At 64.6% G+C, this 18,787-nt stretch carries 15 protein-coding genes and 3 pseudogenes; 11 read left to right on the forward strand and 7 right to left on the reverse strand.

Going from position 1 to position 18,787, the window contains the following annotated elements:
- The first annotated feature begins 226 nt into the window (after positions 1 to 226).
- Entirely contained in the window at positions 227 to 2,134 is a 1,908-nt protein-coding gene (locus AB0C62_RS30305; RefSeq protein ID WP_362978535.1) for a Na+/H+ antiporter NhaA, read from the forward strand.
- 65 nt (positions 2,135 to 2,199) lie between these two features.
- On the opposite strand, the gene AB0C62_RS30310 is transcribed toward AB0C62_RS30305, so the two are convergent.
- Together AB0C62_RS30310 and AB0C62_RS30315 are read right to left on the reverse strand one after the other, a co-directional pair.
- Positions 2,200 to 3,219: an ABC transporter gene (locus AB0C62_RS30310; RefSeq protein ID WP_362978537.1), complete on the reverse strand. Its 1,020-nt coding sequence runs from the start codon at positions 3,217 to 3,219 to the stop codon at positions 2,200 to 2,202.
- Positions 3,216 to 4,211, reverse strand: coding sequence for an ABC transporter ATP-binding protein (locus AB0C62_RS30315; RefSeq protein ID WP_362978595.1), 996 nt, complete (start codon positions 4,209 to 4,211; stop codon positions 3,216 to 3,218). Before AB0C62_RS30315 ends, AB0C62_RS30310 begins: the two co-directional genes overlap by 4 nt.
- A 442-nt stretch (positions 4,212 to 4,653) precedes the next feature.
- On the opposite strand from AB0C62_RS30315, the pseudogene AB0C62_RS30320 reads away from it, so the two are divergent.
- Positions 4,654 to 4,857 (forward strand): annotated as a pseudogene (locus AB0C62_RS30320) (transposase family protein); the annotation flags it as partial.
- 40 nt (positions 4,858 to 4,897) lie between these two features.
- Here AB0C62_RS30320 and AB0C62_RS30325 read toward each other — a convergent pair.
- Positions 4,898 to 5,459: pseudogene (locus AB0C62_RS30325) on the reverse strand (transposase family protein); the annotation flags it as partial.
- A 129-nt stretch (positions 5,460 to 5,588) separates the two neighbouring features.
- Here AB0C62_RS30325 and AB0C62_RS30330 point away from each other — a divergent pair.
- From AB0C62_RS30330 to AB0C62_RS30340, 3 genes and pseudogenes are all read left to right on the forward strand, one after another.
- Positions 5,589 to 6,146 (forward strand): hypothetical protein, encoded by a 558-nt coding sequence (locus AB0C62_RS30330; RefSeq protein WP_362978539.1) that lies wholly within the window; start codon positions 5,589 to 5,591, stop codon positions 6,144 to 6,146.
- A gap of 450 nt (positions 6,147 to 6,596) precedes the next feature.
- Entirely contained in the window at positions 6,597 to 7,829 is a 1,233-nt protein-coding gene (locus AB0C62_RS30335) for an AI-2E family transporter (protein ID WP_362978541.1), read from the forward strand.
- Between the two features lie 106 nt (positions 7,830 to 7,935).
- Positions 7,936 to 8,111 (forward strand): annotated as a pseudogene (locus tag AB0C62_RS30340) (IS630 family transposase); the annotation flags it as partial.
- 20 nt (positions 8,112 to 8,131) lie between these two features.
- Here the strand turns inward: AB0C62_RS30340 and AB0C62_RS30345 are convergent.
- Positions 8,132 to 8,539 carry a hypothetical protein gene (locus AB0C62_RS30345; protein ID WP_362978597.1) on the reverse strand — a complete coding sequence of 136 codons (408 nt, stop codon included), beginning with the start codon at positions 8,537 to 8,539 and terminating at the stop codon, positions 8,132 to 8,134.
- A gap of 333 nt (positions 8,540 to 8,872) precedes the next feature.
- On the opposite strand from AB0C62_RS30345, the gene AB0C62_RS30350 reads away from it, so the two are divergent.
- The 5 genes from AB0C62_RS30350 to AB0C62_RS30370 all read left to right on the forward strand — a co-directional run bounded on the left by AB0C62_RS30350 (position 8,873) and on the right by AB0C62_RS30370 (position 13,749).
- The gene (locus AB0C62_RS30350; RefSeq protein ID WP_362978543.1) at positions 8,873 to 9,313 is read left to right on the forward strand and encodes an SPW repeat protein; all 441 of its coding nucleotides are present in this window, start codon (positions 8,873 to 8,875) and stop codon (positions 9,311 to 9,313) included.
- 272 nt (positions 9,314 to 9,585) lie between these two features.
- Positions 9,586 to 10,191 carry a DUF998 domain-containing protein gene (locus tag AB0C62_RS30355; RefSeq protein ID WP_362978545.1) on the forward strand — a complete coding sequence of 202 codons (606 nt, stop codon included), beginning with the start codon at positions 9,586 to 9,588 and terminating at the stop codon, positions 10,189 to 10,191.
- A 185-nt stretch (positions 10,192 to 10,376) separates the two neighbouring features.
- Complete coding sequence (locus tag AB0C62_RS30360; RefSeq protein ID WP_362978547.1) at positions 10,377 to 11,570, forward strand: epoxide hydrolase family protein; 1,194 nt, start codon at positions 10,377 to 10,379, stop codon at positions 11,568 to 11,570.
- Positions 11,571 to 11,944: 374 nt separating this feature from the next.
- Positions 11,945 to 12,646: an RNA polymerase sigma factor gene (locus AB0C62_RS30365; RefSeq protein ID WP_362978549.1), complete on the forward strand. Its 702-nt coding sequence runs from the start codon at positions 11,945 to 11,947 to the stop codon at positions 12,644 to 12,646.
- Positions 12,643 to 13,749, forward strand: coding sequence for a CU044_5270 family protein (locus AB0C62_RS30370; RefSeq protein ID WP_362978551.1), 1,107 nt, complete (start codon positions 12,643 to 12,645; stop codon positions 13,747 to 13,749). The genes AB0C62_RS30365 and AB0C62_RS30370 overlap by 4 nt, the downstream gene beginning before the upstream one ends.
- A gap of 445 nt (positions 13,750 to 14,194) precedes the next feature.
- Here AB0C62_RS30370 and AB0C62_RS30375 read toward each other — a convergent pair whose 3' ends face one another.
- The 3 genes from AB0C62_RS30375 to AB0C62_RS30385 form a co-directional block, all read right to left on the reverse strand.
- Positions 14,195 to 14,902, reverse strand: a complete 708-nt coding sequence (locus AB0C62_RS30375) for an RraA family protein (RefSeq protein ID WP_362978553.1) — start codon at positions 14,900 to 14,902, stop codon at positions 14,195 to 14,197.
- Between the two features lie 161 nt (positions 14,903 to 15,063).
- Positions 15,064 to 15,948, reverse strand: a complete 885-nt coding sequence (locus tag AB0C62_RS30380) for a Bax inhibitor-1/YccA family protein (protein ID WP_362978555.1) — start codon at positions 15,946 to 15,948, stop codon at positions 15,064 to 15,066.
- A 679-nt stretch (positions 15,949 to 16,627) separates the two neighbouring features.
- Positions 16,628 to 16,951, reverse strand: coding sequence for an ANTAR domain-containing protein (locus AB0C62_RS30385; protein WP_362978557.1), 324 nt, complete (start codon positions 16,949 to 16,951; stop codon positions 16,628 to 16,630).
- Between the two features lie 876 nt (positions 16,952 to 17,827).
- Here AB0C62_RS30385 and AB0C62_RS30390 point away from each other — a divergent pair.
- Entirely contained in the window at positions 17,828 to 18,577 is a 750-nt protein-coding gene (locus AB0C62_RS30390; RefSeq protein ID WP_362978559.1) for a hypothetical protein, read from the forward strand.
- Positions 18,578 to 18,787: the final 210 nt, after the last annotated feature.

An 18,787-nucleotide genomic window follows, 5' to 3' on the forward strand; every position in this document is an offset into this window, starting at 1 on the left:
GTACAGGACAGCCGCGTGCCAGGCTCGGGAAGTGCCACAGCATCCGACGTCCAGGTCGGCCTCGTCGTCGTGGCTCTGCCTGACGATACTTCAATGGGATGGTGCCAAGACTGCTTGGGCCAATGGGCTGAGGTCGGCGTGTACCCCTTTGTAACGATTACTCCAATGCGGCTCCGGGAGGCGGGCGTACGGATGCTTATGTGCATCCACAGCGATAATCGGCTACGTGAACGGCGATGAACTCAACAAGACGCGGTGGAGTTGGTCCAGTCAAAGCACAGAGCGCTGGCGCACATTCGTGCAGGCCAGAACGGCCAGTGCAGGAGTGCTTGTTGTTGCGGTGGTAACGGCCCTGCTGTGGGCCACCATCGATCTGCACTCCTATGAGGCTTTCTTGGGAGCGCATTTCACCATCGGCTTGGATACCTATCATCTGTCGTTGGATGTTCACGAGTGGATCAACGCCGGGCTGATGAGCCTGTTCTTCTTTGTCGTCGGCCTCGAGGCACGGCGCGAACTGGACGTGGGCGAACTGCGGGACCGCCGCTGGTTGCTGCTCAGCGCCGTCGCGGGGGTGACCAGCATGGTCGTTCCGGCCTTGATCTACGTCGCGGTCAACACCGGTCGGGACTCGGTGCACGCCTGGGGTACGGCCATGTCCACCGACAGTGCGTTCGCGCTCGGGATTCTTGCGGTGCTCGGATCCCGGTTGCCGGCCTCGTTGCGAGCGTTCATGCTCACCATCTCGGTCATCGACGACCTGGTGGGGCTGGTGGTCATCGCACTCTTCTACAGTGAGGAAGTGCATGTAGCACCACTATTGGTCGCTCTGGGTACCCTGCTGGTCATTGCAGTGGTCCGTCGCACGATCGTCCACAGCGGTGTGTACTGTGCCCTGCTGTCCGTAGTGGTATGGGTGGCGCTGTACGAAGCCGGGGTGGATCCCGTGGTCACAGGGCTAGCCGTGGGAGGCCTGGTCATCGCCTATCCCGCCCCACGTGGCAGCCTCGAGCGCGCCAGCAACCTTTTCCTCCTCTTTCGTGAGCAGCCCACGCCTGAGCGGCAGCGTTCGGCTGTGCGAGGCCTTGCCACGGCGATCTCGCCGAACGAGCGCCTGGAACGGAAGTTCCTGCCGTGGGTGAGCTTCGGCATCGTGCCAGTGTTCGCCTTGACCAATGCCGGGATCGAGATCACCTCGGCGAAACTTGCCGAGGCGTTCACGTCGCCCATCACTTTGGGCATTCTGATCGGCTGTCTGGCGGGAAAGACATTTGCGGTCCTGACGTCCATTTCGGCGGCCAACGCGCTGTCGAGCGGAAAACTGCGTCCCAATGTCGGATGGGGATCGGTCACTGCGGGCGGGGCGATGGCTGGGGCGACCTTCACGGTGTCCCTGCTGATCGCATCGCTGGCTCTCGAGGGAGAGGAACTCGACCAAGCACGCATCGGGATCCTCGCGACCATCATCGGTGCGTTCGTGCTCACCTGGGTGGTGTCCGCGGTGATCGGTCTCCTTTCGCCGGTCCGCAGAGCCAGGGCACTGCTGGGCGATGCTGATCAAGTGACCGACCTGGCAGTGGGCGTCGACGTACGGCGTGACAGGATTCGCGGTCCCGAGAAGGCGACCGTCACCGTGGTCGAGTACGGCGACTTCGAGTGCCCGTACTGCGGGCAGGCCGAGCCGGTGGTCCGTCGCCTGCTGGGCAGTGAGACCGATGTCCGCTATGTGTGGCGGCACCTCCCACTACGGGACGTGCATCCGAATGCCCAACTGGCGGCGGAGGCTGCGGAGGCGGCCGCGCGCCAGAACAGGTTCTGGGAGATGCACGATCTCCTGCTCGAGCGACAAGATGCCCTGACGGGCCCAGACCTGTTGCACCATGCTCAGGAACTCGGCCTGGATGTCGAGGCGTTCCGGCAGGATCTCGAGGAGCATCGAGGTGCCCACCGAGTTGCCGAGGACGTGAGCTCCGCCGACCTGAGCAGCGCGTCCGGTACTCCGACGTTCTTCATCAACGGTCGCCGCCACCACGGCGCTTACGACATCGCGACGCTGACCGAGGCGGTCGAGCATGCGCGGCAAAGCGCGCTGGCCGGCGTGGGCATGCGCCGCGGTAGGCCGGCTTCGGAGTGAGGTCGGACCTCACGGGCGGCAGCGTGAGATGGGCCGATCGGGCGCCCGGGGCGGATTCGTAGGTGTCAGACGATGCGCTTGCGGCCTCGGATGAGGATGAACGCCGTGACGGCTGCGGTCAGGGCGAAGAGGACCGAGGCGCCGAACCACTGCATGCTGCGCATCTGTGAGATCGGCAAGTAGTCCACCGACCAGCCCACAAGGTCGTACTTCTGGATACAGACCTTGCCCGAGATCTCGTGGGCGCAGGTGCCCCAGCCGTGGGTCTCCCCTGAGTTCGAGATGAGCGACTCGTCGATCTCCAGGGCGGCTTCAGGAAGTTGAGGTCGGGGTGAGCCGGGGCCGATGCCCTGATGAGTGGTGATGGTGACGACGTGCCCGAGGGCCAACCGCTCGAAATGCCAGATGACTTGGACGGCAACGGCCACGGCGAAGGTGACGACCATGGAGATCAGGGTGCGGCGCAGGAGCATGCCGATCGCCACACCGCTCATGACGGTGAAGAGTGCGAGTGCGACGGGTACCGGGCCGGTGTTGTCGAACGCGGATCCATCGCTCCATCCCAGAACAGTGGGCTCTTGCTTGACCGGACCCCACCACCGGCCGAACGCGATGGAGAGTGCCGTCGTGCATACGACAACCACCAGGGCGGTCATTCCCAGCTTGGTGGCCAGCCAGCGCCTGGGGGTGACGGACTGCGAGGCGACGAGTTTGGCGGTTCCGCTCTCCAGGTCACCGGCGAGCAACGGCGCGCCAAGGAAGACTCCAAGCACGATGGGGATGAAGCCGAGGCCGTAGCTGACCAATTGGAACCGTATGGGGTGTACGCCTTCGAGCCACTTGCCGGGTGCTGCGTCGGGCCAGCCATGTGCGGTGAGGTGGTCCATCATCTCGGCACGCTGAAGGACGAGCACGGCCACGGTGGCAGCGGTGGCGGCGATCAGGGTCCAGAAGCCGGCCCTGTGCTGGCGCCAGATAAGCCAGTTCAGGCCGCCGAGGCGAAGGGTGCGCGTAGTCGTGGGACGTGCCGGCGCCCCGTTGGAACTGCTGGAGCCGATGGTGGCGGCTTGGGTCAGGTTGTTCATGCGCTCACCGTCCGAGCTTCGTTGGAGCCGTATGCGTGGCCCGGAATCTGGGCTTGAGGGGTTATCAGCGGTGGTGCGTCGGGGCAGCGCAGGTAAGCGAGCAGAAGCTCTTCCAAGTTCGGGGTCTCGGTCTGCCAATGGCCGTTCACAGGCCCCTGCGGGCGGATGAGAGCAGTGATGTGAGATCCGCTCGCGTGGTATTCGACGAGCGTGTGAGAGGCCAGCTCTGCAGGGGCGGCCTGAGGGCGGCCCTGCCATTGGCTGTCGCCCTCGTGAGTTCCGGCTCCGCTGCGCAATAGCAGATGGGCACTGCGGAGTTCGTCGACGCCACCGGCCAGGCGCAGTCCGCCCGTGGACATGACCAGGAGGAAGTCGCAGACATTCTCCAGCTCGCTGAGCATGTGGGAGGACATCATTACTGTGGTGCCGTGTTGGGCCGCCTCGGCCATGAGCATTGTCATGAGCTCGTGGCGTACCAGTGGGTCGAGGTCGGACATCGGCTCGTCGAGCATCAGGAGATCGGGGCGCTTGCCGAAGGCGAGGGCGAAGGCGACCCTGGTGCGTTGCCCGCCGGACAGGGTGCCGATCTTCGCTTCCAGGGGCACATTGCCGGCCCGGACGATGTTCTCAGCGGCTCGCTGGTCCCAGCCGGGGTTCAGTTCGCGGCCCATCCGCAGGGTCTCGGCCACGGTGAAGCGGCGGAACAGCGGCTTCTCCTGGGCGAGGAACGCGGTACGCCGTCCGGTCGCCGCGGATTCGGGGGCTGCGCCGAACACCGTGAGGCTGCCGTCGGTCGGCTGCAGCAGGTTGGCTGCAATCGCCATCAGCGTTGTCTTTCCGGCCCCGTTGGGGCCCACCAGACCGCAGATCCGGCCGACCGGCAGCCGGAACGAGCAGTCTCGCAGGGCCCAGCCCCGGCGGTATTTCCTGCCCACCCTGATGGCCTCGATCGCTGGTCGGTGCGCCGAGCTTCCTGAAGGAGTGACATTGATGGTGTCGCTCGCTGATACCTCACTCTGGGTGTTTCGTTGTCGCGTGATTGCGTCACTCCGCTGGCGACAGTGACACCGATGAACCCGGTCAGGGTGGGCCGAAGGGGACATTGAGGGCGCGTGCCGTCCGCGAGGAGCACGGTGCTCACAGCAAGGCACGCAGCCCCATCACGGGTTGCGCAGTCCGGCAAAGGAGCCAGCGCACTCCTTGCCGCCCGGTCTCTTGCCGGGACTCGGTCGATTTCGCACGCCTTCCTCTAGGCATGGGGCAGGTCACGCTGGCGTGTGCTTCTCTTATCTGTCGTTCCGGCCGACCGAGTTCCCTCATGCGGCGCACGAAGTTTTGCCCAGGCCCATCTGCGCGGCTGCCTGCGTGAGGGCGCCAGGAGGCGCGGCGCCGGGTCCTCCAGCGGCTCATGTCGAACTCGTCGGCTCGTGACCCCCGTACTGGGGACGCTGGACGACACTTTCCCCAGCGCAGAAGGCGGTGAACCCCTCGCACGCGAAGATCCGCGCCCTCGTCGAGCAGGCCATGGCAACCCTCAAGAACTGGTGGCTCCTGCGCAAGCTCCGGTGCTCCACAACCCGGATCACCGCCCTCGTCCAGGCCGTCCTCGCCCTGCATCTGGCCAGCTCAGACCGATGATGGAAAAGGCTCACTCACTGCCAGAAGGAACAGGGAAACGTATGCGGACTGTGCCGCCGGCGCCCCGGTGGCCCTTGTCGGCCCAGCACGTGACGTCGGCCTGGGCAAGGGCGTCGATGATGCCGTGTTCGCGGGCCGCGCGGATGTCGTGGACGGCTCCGGGCAGGGCGGGCGAGGCCCACAGCAGCCGGCCGAGCGCATCGGTGAGGACCTGCACGTTCATGCCGTGCTTCTTGTGTTTCCCGGAGTAGAAGGGCCGGTCCGCGGCGATGCGGTCGATCGGCAGCAACGTCCCGTCCAGGAGGACGAACCTCCGTTGACGCGGTGCTGACGGCATCGGCCAAGGTGGGTGCGAAGGCGGCCAGGAGGTCGACGGCCTCGGCGACATAGCGGTATGCGGTCGTGGTCCCGACGCCGAATCCGGCGGCGAGTTGGGAGTAGGTGTGTCCCATGCGCAGGTGGACGAGCGCGAGGAGGGTCTGGCGGCCGGCGCTCAGCCTTCGCCAGCGGGAGCCGATCGAATGGCGGTGCTCGCGCAGTTGCTCGGCGAGGAAGCGGAGGGTGGAGCTGGACACGTCCACGCCGGACGGGTAGACAAGCATGCGAAGCCTCTGGTGGACACGGTTCTCTTGGTCGAAACCCATCTACCAGGGGCTTCGACTGGCTGTCAGCTCAACCAGCGGGCTCGCCAAACAGGTTGGGCAACGCCATTCACTGGCACACTGACTGTCGTGTCCAACTCCTACGCGCAGCCCATCCTGAGAACAGCGGACCTCTCCGAGGGGTTGTGCGCAGTCGAGAGGCTGCTTGGGATCGCCGACCTGGGAGACCTTGAAGTCGATTTCGATGTGCGGATCTCCTCGACTCGCTCGCTTTCGGCGCTGCTGGCCGTGTTGCCGGACGCCGAGTGGTGGGCGGAAGGGGGGAGAGGCGGCTCGTCGGCGCGTGGGGATGATCCGTCGGTCCTCTTGCCTATCTGGCTGCGACGCTGGGCCGGGGCACCGGACATGGTGAAGCCATTCCTCCAGGCGGTGGGCGACAGCCCAGCGACGGTGCGGTGGGACTTCAACGCCTGGCCCGAGGCTCCCGAGGTAGGTCTGGGGGTGGGGGGATCCCGCGGAGCATTCGTCACGCTGTGTGTCCATGCCCGCGACCTCGACCTTGAGGAGCCTGCGGCCGACTACACCGTTTTTGTCCACGTCAAGCAGGTGGAGGCCGAGCGTGCACCGTGGCTGGCAGCCCAAGTCGGGTTGCGGGTGATCGGCGACTTGGTGATGGCGCCGTACTGAGAAAGCTGTGGCACCGGTACGGCGCTGCCGGGATCGTCCCATCGGGGATCCACGGCGGTCGTCAGGAAATGCTCAGGCGTCTTGATGACAGATCGCCAGTCTTGGATGCCGGGGAGGCGGTGAGCAGCCGAAACGACAGGTTGGCAAAGGCTCAGTCTGATGTCAGGACCTCGGTATGTCGGGATCACGGCACCGGAGTCAGACTGGACCGTTCGCAGTATCGAGACCGCATTCTGCACACCGTCACACGCCCGGATTACGGGCCTTGCAGGCAAGGGGGATTCGCATCTCTGGGCCGATAAGGTGATGAGATGGTTGTGTCGCTCCGGTATCCCGGGCCTCGGTCGAGGCTGGTATTAAATGCTGGTTGTGCCTGCCGAGGAGGGCCGAGCTGCCCATCGCAGGGGCGGAAATCTGTCCGGCGATAGTCCTTGAAGGACGGGTGCGGTCGTGAATTTTGGGCACTGGCTGAATCTCCGTCACGCTCAAGATCAGGAGCCGGACGACGTTCCGGACGAGGCCGACAGTGTCGACGGCCCCCCGGACGGGAATCCGCCTCCGCCCGTGCGCGTGCCTTCCGGTGAAGGGAGGCCGGAGCCGTATGCGGCCGTGCCGTGGGGTGTACGCGTAGCCGCCGAGGTCGGTTGGCGCTTTCTCATTCTCGCGGCCACGGTGTGGGTACTGGTTCAGGCGATCAGTGCTGTTCGGGTGCTGGTACTCGCTTTCGCTGCCTCGCTTCTCATCACCGCACTCCTGCAACCCACCGTGGCACGCTTGCATCGGCACGGAGTCCCCAAGGGGCTGGCAACCGGCTTGACGACAGTCTGCGGGTTCGCCTTGGTGGGGCTGGTGGGCTGGTTCATTTTCTGGCAGGTGATGTCAAACGCGAGTGAGCTGTCCAGCCGTCTGAACGAAGGCGTCGAGGACCTCAAGCGGTGGCTGCTCGACAGTCCCTTCCACATCACGGAAGCAAGGATCAACGAATTCACTCAGATGCTCAGTGACGGCATCGGGTCGAGCAGCGAGCGACTGACCGACGCCGGTCTCCACGGTTTCAAGGTCGTTGTCGAAGTGGTTTCCGGGGCACTGCTGGCACTCTTCTCCACGCTGTTCTTGCTTGCTGACGGATCACGTGTCTGGAGATGGTCCCTCAAATGGGTACCCAGATATGCCCGTCCCGCGATCTCCGGTGCCGGCCCCCGCGCCTGGCAGACCCTCACCGCCTATGTGCACGGCACCGTCATCATCGCCTTCATCGATGCCGTCTGCATCGGCCTGGGTATCTACATCCTCGGCGTCCCACTGGCTCTGCCGCTCGCCGTCGTCATCTTCGCGGGCGCGTTCATCCCCTTGGTAGGCGCGGTCCTTTCAGGGGTGCTGGCCATCCTCGTCGCGTTCGTGACGCAAGGTGTGTTCTCCGCGTTGCTCGTGCTGCTCATCGTGTTGGGCGTGCAACAGCTCGAGGGGCACATCCTCCAACCGTTCATCCTTGGCCGGGCCGTCCACGTCCATCCCCTGGCTGTCATCTTCTCGGTGGCTGCCGGCGGCCTGGTGGCAGGCATCGGGGGCGCCGTCGTCGCGGTGCCGCTGGTGGCAGTGGCCAACACCGTGGTCACCTACCTGCGCGATCCGCGGAAAGCCCAGCCGATGCCCCCGAAGCAGCCCAATCGGCGAGCCCAATGACCTGCGGCGGAGTGGCCGACCCGGCGCCGGCCAAGTGATCCGTCGCCCTCGAGAGTGGCGCGGTCGAGCGTCCTCGGCCGGGCCACTGTCCAAACGCGGCTGTCCTACCCTGGCCAACTCCCACCACCGCAGCCACCCCGCGCAGACCCTGGCCCTGCACCGCTACATGCTCTGGCGCAACACCAACGCCCGCACCCCGACGTACTCGCAGCTCAGCGCAGAGAACGCGCCCGCATCCGCGGTGAGAAGGGCATCCGCCGGGGCCGACGCCCCCTCGCCGCCGGAGCCCGACGGCCAGTGGCTCAGAAGCCCCGGAAAACACCGTCGTCGTCGACGGCAACGGCGAACTCCTCGAAGTCCATGTTCGCGCCCGAGAGGTTGTTCTCGATACTCCACAGCTCGGCTGCCACAACGCGGACACAACACCCACGATCACCCCGCAGGTCCACCACAAGGAGCGGCAGTTCGGCCGTGGCAGCCGTGGAGTCCGCCAGCACGAGAAGGGGATGCCGGTACGAGGGATGGATCAGGTCGATGGCCTGGTCAGGCGTCAAGTCCTCGTACTTCCGGTCATCGACGAGCGCGACGTTGGCCAAGAAGCCGTCCTTGCTGGGCGAATACAACGCCGCCCGAAGTGCGTCCCAGGCACCGTCCGCCGAGAAGTCAGTGCGCACAACAAGAGCTTCCAAGGTGCAGGGGAGCTGCTTCATGCGCGGACTGTACCGCCAAGCCGCTGAACCGTTCGGTCGCAGCACTGCGTGCACGGCTAATGCGGCCAGCCCGCGATCGCATGCGCGGTGGCACTGACGAATGCACGGCCCGGGAGGGCTTCCGACGTGCCGGATGGGGGCTGGGGCGCTGTCTGTCCCTCCACGATGCCGCGCGGCAAGGTGACCGCAGGTCTTCGAGGTGATCGCCCAGGTGGCGCCGGTCCGCTCTCAGCCCCGAGCGCTGTACATAAGGGGAAAATAAGCGCAGTATTGACAGACGCCTCGTTTAGTGCACACCGCCATAGAAGGGTTGCTTTCCCAGTTGGAGGAGTCATGGCGAACGTTTCGCACCATAGTGGAGACATAGCCAGTCATCCTGACGTCCCGGAGATGAGGGAACGCTACGCCCGTCTGCTGGGCGGTCAGGATGTTGTGCTCGTGGACGGACCGGTATTTCTGCTCGGTCTCTTCTGCGCTGTGTCCCCATGGGTCGTGCACTTCACGGCCAGTCAGCCGAACCTGGTGGTCCACAACGTGATCCTGGGCGTGGCGATCGGTGTGCTTGCCCTCGGCTTCACTCAGGCTCCAGAGCGTATGTACGGCCTGAGTGGCGCTCTGACGGCCATGGGTGTGTGGATGATCATCGCGCCGTGGATCGTGGGTGAGAACCCTGATGCCGGCGTCATCTGGACCAACGCAGTCATCGGCGGCCTGGCCGTGGCGCTTGGGCTCGTGTGCGTCGCTACGGCAGCGAGGAGTTCCTCGGAGTCGTAGGAAGTGCAGCATGAGGGCACTTGAGCGCGTCGGCGGGTCCGCAGCCATGCGGGCCCGCCGATGTCGCGACGTCGGTCTTTACCGCGCGTCACACCGACAGCCAGGCGCTTTGGCCGCAGCCGCTCACTGGACCGGACGTTGCCCCCGTGCTCGGTGTGAGGGCCTGAAGTGCCGCTGCTCAGAACACCGTTGCAGGGGCGCCGCGCGTAGGTGGACAGAGGGTGGTCGGCGGCCGACGGACAAGCCAAGGTGGAATCTTTTATGATGTTTGAGTGCTATTTGTTCACAGGTGGGCACTTCTCGCGTCGGGATTCGCTCCAGTCCTGTTGATCATGGGCTGGATCGTGGCGGGGTGGCTTGAAGGCCCTGCCTACGACCCGTCGGTGCAGACGATCAGTGTCCTGGCAGCGTACGGAGCGGCCGGGTATTGGGTGATGACGTGTGCGTTGCTGGCGCTTGGCGCCTGTTACGTGATCACTGCCTGGGGGCTCCGTCCAGCCGCGCTCGGCGGGCGGTTGGCTCTCGCCGGCGGGGGAGTCGTGGCGCTCGCACTGACGCTGATTCCGGCGCCGAGCGCCGGCGGCTCTCTGCGCCATGGTTCCGTGGCCGCTGTCGGATTCTTCCTCATGGCCGCCTGGCCGCTCCTGGCTGCCAAGGACAGTTCCGCAGTTCCATGGGCTCTCCGGCGCCGACCTTCCATTGCGGCCACCGCGATGATGATCGCGGGTGCGGCATGGCTACTCGCAGAAGTGCGTCATCACGGTCCCGTCGGTGTCGCTGAACGTGTCGTGACGGCGATGCAATCGCTCTGGCCGTTCATCGTGGTCGCCTCCTGCCACCGCCGCAACCAAAGAAGTCCTGGCGGTGCTCGGCACTGACCCGCCGACCCCGCCCGCCCGAGCACGTGATGGTGCGGCCACCGCTGCGACGGCCCGTTGCGCGGCTGTCGGCCCCCGGGGCGCGCATCACAGACTCGGGGATTCCACGGGGGCGAAGCCGGCCCGGCGGTGCAACTTTGGAGGGGAGGGATCGACTGGATCAAGCGATGCCGAGGAGTCTTCACGTGAGTACTACCGCTCTCGACAGGGAAGAGATCCGCCCGTTCTCCTTCGGATTCTCCGATGCAGACCTCGAAGACCTGCGTACGCGCATTCTTGCAACGCGGTGGCCTGATAGAGAAACTGTTGGCGACAGGTCACAAGGGACACCGCTTGCCGCGATTCAGCACCTCGCAGAGTACTGGGCGGCACAGTACGACTGGCGCACGGCGGAAAAGAGACTTCAGTCCCTGCCGCACTTCCTGACAGAGGTCGAGCACCTCGACATTCATTTCATCCACGTCCGATCGAAGCATGAAGACGCCCTGCCCCTGATCCTCACTCATGGATGGCCCGGATCCGTCATCCAGCAGATGAAGATCATTGACCCGCTGGTCAACCCGACGGCTTACGGCGCCGACGCGGCGGACGCTTTCCACGTCGTGATGCCGTCGCTGCCCGGGTACGGCTTCTCGGGCAAGCCGACCACGGCTGGTTGGGGGCCCGAGAGGATCGCCCAGGCCTGGGCCGAGGTGATGAAGCGCCTTGGCTACACGCGCTTCGCGGCGCAGGGCGGCGACTGGGGCGCGATCATCACAGAACTCATGGGCGTACAGGCGCCCCCGGGGCTGGTGGGCCTCCACACCAATATGGCCGGGGCGGTGCCACCCGACATCGACCTGGCCCTCGCGACAGGCCGGCCGGTACCGACCGGGACGCAGCTCACGGAAGCAGAACAGGCAGCAGTCGATCAGCTAACCTCGATGTACGCGCACGTGCAGTACGCCTACACCATGGCGTCGCTTCCCCAGTCGCTGATGGCTCTGGGAGACTCGCCTGTCGGCCTGGCCGCGTTCATGCTCGATCCCGGCCTTGAACTGATACCGCACGCTTTCGGTGGACCATCAGATGGTTTGACGCGGGACGAGGTGCTCGACAACATCACCTTCTACTGGCTGACCAATACGGCCATCTCTGCGGCGCGACTCTACGCGGAGAACAAGATCTCCTTCTTCGGTGCGAAGGGAATCGAGCTCCCCGTGGCCGTAAGCGTCTTCCCCAACGAACTCTATAGTCCCCCGAGGAGTTGGGTAGAGCGCGCATACCCCAACCTTATTCACTACAACCAGCTTGCCCGAGGCGGTCACTTCCCGGCATGGGAGCAGCCGGATCTCTTTGTGGAAGAAATACGCGCAGGCTTCCGACCCCTACGGAAGTGACGTGGGCGCGGCCCGGACAAGGCGCCGGGACGCGTCGAAGGTGGTGCAGCAACGCCCGGTGAGCAGCCTCCTCGGGGCGGGGTGTGGTCGGCCGCGCAGCACGAGGTAGGGGAAGTCTGTCCGGCGGGGGCTAGGCTTGGCCAACCTCTTGGTCGTCGAATGCACCGTCTCCTGGCTCTCAAGGCGCCGTCGACTCCATGGGCGCAAGCTCGATCGGTTCCGCGCCTTGACCGCCTTCGGGGCACCCTCGCTCCACCGCCGCGCAACGCCAGTGATGGTGCCGCCCAAGGCGAGCTCGACGGCCCCCAGACAATACGAGCCCCGTGTGACGTAGGTCACGGGAACTCTGCGATCTCCCACGACAGAAACATCAAGTGAGCACTGATATCCGTACCCGGGTGCGGGCCGGCGAGCCGAGCGCGTTCGCCGAGTTGTACGACAGTTACGCCCGCGCGGTCTACAACCATGCCTTCCGCCTCGCCCCGGACTGGTCCGCGGCCGAGGACGTCATGGCTGAGACGTTCATGGAAGCGTGGCGGCTGCGCCATCAGATTCTGGCCGAAGGCGGCTCACTACGACCGTGGCTCCTGGGTGTGGCGACCAACGTCGCCCGTTACCACTACCGCAGCAATCGCCGCTACCGGGCGGCAGCCTCGGCTGCCGCCAAAGCCGAGATGACCCTGCCCGATCACGCCGACGTGGTGGCGGGCCAACTCGACGATCGGCGACGTATCGCCGCCACCTTGCGCGCACTGGCCGCACTGCGCAGACCGGAGCGGGAAGTACTGGCGCTCTGCCTGTGGGAGGGGCTGGAGTACCCAGCTGCCGCCGAGGCGCTTGGTATCGCTGTCGGAACGGTGCGCTCGCGGCTCTCGCGCGCCCGCACCAAACTACGCAAACTGACCGAGGCGGAACTCGACAGAGATGCCACAGTGGAGCCGGCGGTGAGCCGGCAGCATGCCGAACCGGGTGCCGGAGTGCTCGTCGCAGAGATCCGGGAACTCGGCCGGACGGATCGACAGACAAGAGACGAGAGCAACTTTGCGATCCGGTCTGTAGCGGAGGGAAACCGATGAGAGCGAACCGTTCTCGCCAGAGTCCAGCCGAGTGGGAGGAGAGCGCCGCCCGCCTTCTGGGGCCCGGACGTGATCTCCCAGCAGGCCGTCATCAGTTCCACAAGGAGCGTCTGATGGCCCGAATCCAGCGTGACGTGCGGCAGGACGACAGCGTCACCTCTACCTCTCCCGCTGAACCGAGGCTCCGCGCATCTTCACTGCTGCGCCCAGCGTTCGTACTTCCCGCCCTGGCGATGACTGCGGCCTGCGCCGTACTCGCCGTGACGGTCCTGCCTGGTGGAGGCGGCGAGTCCGACGGCGCCCTGAGCACCGGGCCGGCCATGAGGACTCAGCTCGGTTCCACGACGACCAGGAGCGTCCCGCACCTCCTCAACCAGATCTCCCTCGCAGCCGAGAAGGTGCATCACCCGACCGTCGAGCCAGGCGAGTACATCTACATCGAGTCCACGTCGGCCGATACCTTCGTCAAGGCAGACAGCGGCAAGAGCAGCCTCGCCGGCCATGTGCTGCACCGCCGCCAGATGTGGCAGTCTCCTGACGGCACCAAGGGCTGGCTGATCGACCCTGCGGTCACCGACGGCCCGGAAGGGGAGACTCTGAGTCTCCCCGACGAGCAGGGGAACCCCTTCAAGGCGTCCTTGAACGGTCCTTCCTACGACTACCTTGCCAAGCTGACCACAAAGCCCGATGCCCTCCTCGCCAAGATCTACAAGGAGACCAAGGGGCACGGCAACACCCCGGATCAAGAGGCGTTCACGACCATCGGCGACCTGTTGACCGAGAGCTACCCTCCGGCCGACCTCTATGCGGCCTTGTTCAAGGCCGCGGCGAAGATCCCCGGTGTGGTCGTCGTCGACAACGCCCAGGACGCCATAGGACGTTCTGGTATCGCGGTGGCACGTCTGGATGAGACCAGCGGAGCGCGCCAAGAATGGATCTTCGACAAGCAGACCCATGTCTTCCTGGGTGAGCGCAACGTGCAGGTACGAAAGATCACCGAGTCCGGCGTGGTGATGGAGCCCGGCATCGTCCGCTACACCAGTGCCATCACGAAGCGGGCGATCGTCGGTGGCATCAGGCAGGCTCCCGCTCAGAGCAGCTGAGGTCGCCGAAGGCGCCTGAGGCTTCTCCGGAGCAACCCCCGTGGCCACCGTCTCATGACGATGATCACGGGGGTTGCCCGTTCCTGACCGGCACTGCTGAGTATTCATTGCCCATGGTTGGTCGTGCCACCGGCAACAATGCTGTGCTGCATGGTTGCCTCCCTGGACGTGTGAGGATGGTGAGTGCCGCGCCGTTTCTGGTCTACCTCTTGGATTGGCTACCGCCCAAATTCTTCGGGCGCGAGGCGTTTGCAGTGCCATCGGCTTACTGGTGCTCGCGAATGTGGAGTTGAACTGCTGGATCCGGTTCGGGTTACGTGACGCAGTGACTGATGGAGAGACGTGACAAAGGCGCGCAGAGAGTGAATTCAACAAGCTAATGCACTTGAGTCGATAACTGGTGGCTTGGCCCGGTCCTGGAGCCTGAATCGCCTGGCGCCGGGACTCAATGTTCTCCATCCAGTTTTCGCAGTTCGGGGTGAGGAACGCACAAGTGGTCCACCCGCGAGTCGGTGTCCAGGACTATTTCTTGAAGGGTCTCCGCCTCCTCGCATCCGATCTGCTGGGCAAGATTCAGAACACGCCCCAGACTGTGAAAGGGAATGACGACTCCGCCTGAGGCGTCGGCGAAAATGTAGTCCCCGGGAACGATGCATACGCCTGCAAATTCGACGGCAACCCCTGCCTCAAAGGGCATGACCACATCGCCACCCCACCGTACCGTCTCTCCCCGGCACCACGTGGAAAACCCGTGCTCGCGAAGTTGATCAAAATCCCTCAATCGTCCGTCCGCCAGAACGCCTGCAAGCCCGCAGGAGGCCGCTCTCGAAAGCTTGACCCCGCCGCCGTGGGACGCGTCGTGATAGCCGCCGCTCGACAGCACGAGCACTTTCCCTTCTGGAGCCTTCTCGACGGCACTGAAGAAGAAATCAGCGAAGGGTCGGGATGCCTGTACCACATCTTCCCTCCATGGCAGGAAGGATATGGTCGCTGCCGGTCCGAACAGATACCTGTCGCGGTCAGGACTTACCAGGGGCAATATATGGGACCGATGCTTATAGATTCGGCCCATCGCATCGACGAGCGTGGCGCACCCTAGGGCGGCGAGCGTGGGCCCAAAGCCGAGCCCTCGGGGGATCTGTGCGTTCGTCACCTTTCCTCCTAAGGTTCGCGGTCGGCGACAAGCCCGCACCGCCGTGCGGGGAAGAGGCGGTCAGTCGTACCAGAGGCGAAACGTTACGATGGGTGAACGAGCCCGGGCCTGAGCGGAATGTTTCTCCCCTCTTGCCTTTGATCTGTGCAGGAAGGCCGTTTTCATATGAGGTCGTCGCCTCCGAGGAGAGTCAGCAGTTGGAGTATCTCGAGGTAGATCCAGACCAGTGAAAGCGTGAGGCCGAATGCGGAAAGCCAGGACTGTTCACGTGGCGCGCCGGCTGCTACTCCCTCCTCGGCCTGTTTGAAATCGATGGCCAGGAAGGCGGCACCCAGGAGAAGTCCGGCGAGTCCGAACAGTACGCCGAGCCAGCCGCTGCGGAACCCAAGTCCGTCTCCACCGCCGAAGGCGGCGAAGAGGAGGTTTGTTATCGCCAAGATGACGAAACCCAGCGTAGCTGAGACAACGAAATTGTAGAAACGGCCCGTTACGCGGATCCACCGAAGCCTATAGGCAATCAGAACGCCGGCGAAAACGGCCATGGTGCCAATCACTGTTTGGACGACGACGCCGGGCTCGATGTATGTTGAAACGGTGTTGGATATTACTCCAAGGAACACGCCTTCGAGGGCCGCGTAGGACAAAATCAGTGCGGGGGACGGATTACTCCTGAAGGCCTGGATGAGGGCTACCACGGTGGCCACCAGAGCCGCACCGAATGCGATTGCATATGACGGCCCGAGATTTTCTTCGTCTACAGGGAGTGCTGTCCAAGCCAGAACAGCACCTAGTACGACCATGCCAAGCGTGAGCGCCGTGCGCATCACGACGTCGTCGATAGTCATCAAGTCGTTGGTGACGGCTGACGCGGTGGTGTCATGTGGTGCGCGCTTGGTGAAATCTATGGATCCTGAATAACCGGTAGAATTCAGACGGGCGTCAACGGTGTCGGGCGATCTCTCCTGGAGATCCAGAGGACTGTTACCGCTGCCAAGAGCTTGCTCTCTCGGCTTCAGGAGAGGATTCCAGCTCTTCATCTCGCTCAACTCTTTCGAGATTGTGCTCGGTGCTTGCGTCGCGATACCGGCAACGGTCGTCCGATCGGCCGCTTTTCCGGGTCTCTCATCGGTTGGCCGCGACGGATTTCAATGGAACAATATTCGCTCTCGAGCCGAGATTCAGAATTTCCAATATGCTGTTTTGCGCGGACCGGCCGGAACTCCCTCACCGGGAGTGGTAGTACCTCGTAGCCTGGCTGCAGGATTGTTCGAGACCCCGCTCGACACCTTCACCTGTTGGAGGCGAGGACTCCTCTGCCGTCACCGCCGCAGCGATCTGACGCCTCCGCACACCTTGTTGATGAAGAGTTCCGGCCGCTTCCGGGCCAGGCGATGTCCGCCTCGATCTCTTGACGGCGAGGTGCCGGCTGCACTGCCCGCCTGCTCAATTCTTGGAGGTCGGTACGCCTTGTGGGAGATGAGAACTCCCTTCTCTCGTGCCTGGACGCTGCTTCGGTGATGCCTCCACATTGCGACAGGCGAACTCTGCATCGCCCCAGGGAATACCCCTGGGGATCGACTTGTAGCCCCGGTGTCGCATCCCGCGACACGGGGACGCGGCACGCAGGCGCAGCCCAGCCCGCACAAAGGGAGCTACGAGGTCGTCTCCGGTCTGATGACCTGGGCCGCATTCGGCGCCCTGGTAGGCGAAGCGTTGTGGTAGCGCTCAGCTGTCCGTGTGGCGAGCCAACGCTGCACGCAGTTCGTGGCGTAGATAGCCGGGCAGGGCCTGGCCCTGCGCATGCTTGAGGATCTGCTCGGCGATAAGCGCCAACTTGGTGTTGGTGCGCTGGGAGACCTCACGCAGCACCGTGAACCCGTCCTCCGGATCGATACGGCCCAGGACGGTAAGTGCGCCGATGGCCCGGTCGACGACTGCGTGCGCGGTGACCGTCTGCCGCAGTTGTCTGATCTCCGCCTGTAGCCGCTCAAGCTCCGCCGACAACAGAGGGAGCGCTTCCGTCGGTGTCATGGGTTCTGTGGTGGTCATGGCAATCAACGAGCGGACAGCGGAGCAGGGAGAGCGAGGCCGCAGCTCCCGGCCGTCCATGACGTGTCAAGTGTGGCTTTGGTGTGCCATTGGCCTTGCGCGAGCCCATCGCTGTCATCCAGGACGGGGGCGTGCTGGTAGGTCGCACACGGTCTGACCAGGCTGCCCGGGCACGTGACGATGGAGGGGGCCGATTCCCGGTGCGGCGGGGGAGTGGCGGTCATGGCTGATGCTCCTGTTTTTGGCGATACAGGAGTATTGCGGTGCTATGCGCACGGCGGATGCACATGTCCGCGTGTGAATGTGTGCCTGGCGGCCGCACGGTCGACGACCTTTTCGCGAGGGCCGATGGGCAGGTCCCCCCCCCCGGTGGTCGGCGTGCTGTGCGCCCGACGGCCAGACTGCGCGACTGTGCGGGGAGAGTGTTGGTGCAATCGGGCAGTCTGAGTAGCGTCTGGCTCTGAGAACGGGTCCCGCACAACACCAAAAGGTGAGATCTCGGGTGGCCCGGCCGCGCGGCGTAGCGCACGACCTGCGGACTTCACGCCCGGGGAAACCGCGCACCTGCTGTCTTTCAGTGCTGATGCATGGGCTGATCATGATTGAGTCTGGTGCCGACGCCTGGGCTGAGGGGAGGTGGTTTCGTCGTTCACTGGCTGTGCCACTGGGGAGGAGGCCGTAGCGGTTGTTCCGGAGTCGCGTAGGCGCTCGTCACAGGTCCCTGGCGAAGCCCGTCCGCGGATGGCGGGACGGCGGAACCGGACGGGCAGGGCCGCGGCGAGCGCGTGGCCTTCCCTGGCTGCTGACGTGGCTCGGAGCCCGACGTCGATCTGCGATGATCGCGCCACACGAAGATGTCTGCTGGTGGAGGGTTGAATGATCTCCGATCCGGAGATATCTGGCGAATTCGACACAGTCGAATCGCGCGAGGTTCTCGGCAGCGTCGCTGAGTCGCCCGCTCGGCGACACCTCTCGCGCAGGCCTTGGCTCTGGGCTCTGGGCGGGACATTGGCAGCGTCCGCTTTCTGGGCGACAGCCGTGTTCCAGTACGGACTTGGTGACCGGAAGCCCGACTCGCATGGGTACCGGCTGGAGCAGGACCCCTGTCCGTCCATGCAGCTCGTGTCACTCGGTGTGGCCATAGCGCCGAGGGATGTCGATGCACTGAACGACTCCGGGCTCATGAAACATCCTGATCTCGACCAGGTTCGATGTGTCATACCCCTGAGGCAGGAGAAGGCTGGAGACGCCGGTTCGGGTGCTTCCCTGATCTATGCGGTCGGTGTCACAGTGGCCCTGCACAAGACGGCCGACCCCAGTGGGGAGTTCGAAGCCGGCCGACGCGTCACCGACCTGGGTGTTGTCGCCAAGGAGAACGTGAAGTTCGTCCCGGACCTCGGGGACAGGGCGTACATGATCACCCGGAACACTGACAGCATCGAGTTGAGGGTCCGCGATGGCGCAGCGGTGTTCTCGTTGAGTCTCTCCGCGACCCGCTACTACGACAGCGGAAGTGCTGCCGACGAGGCTGATGACGAAAGCGATCTCCCGGACCTGTCCACCTACCAACCAGCTCTGACCAATGACATGCGCGACCTCATGTCGCTGCCGAACCTTCATGGATGATCGGAAACGTCCGTGGCGGGTGGGTCTCGGCTCGGACACCGAGGTCCGAGCCGACCTTGCCGCACTCGCTTGGCGACAACACCCCGTGGGGAGTCGGTGCACTGGACGCCGGTGAACACACCCACTCGTGCGGTGGCCGCTGCCCTCTGGCTGGTCGATGGCGGTCGACCAGAACCATGGTCCCTTGACGAGTGATGGCCTTCCGGGGTG

It is taken from the genome of Streptomyces sp. NPDC048643 (genome assembly GCF_040650615.1).
Lineage (GTDB): Bacteria > Actinomycetota > Actinomycetes > Streptomycetales > Streptomycetaceae > Streptomyces.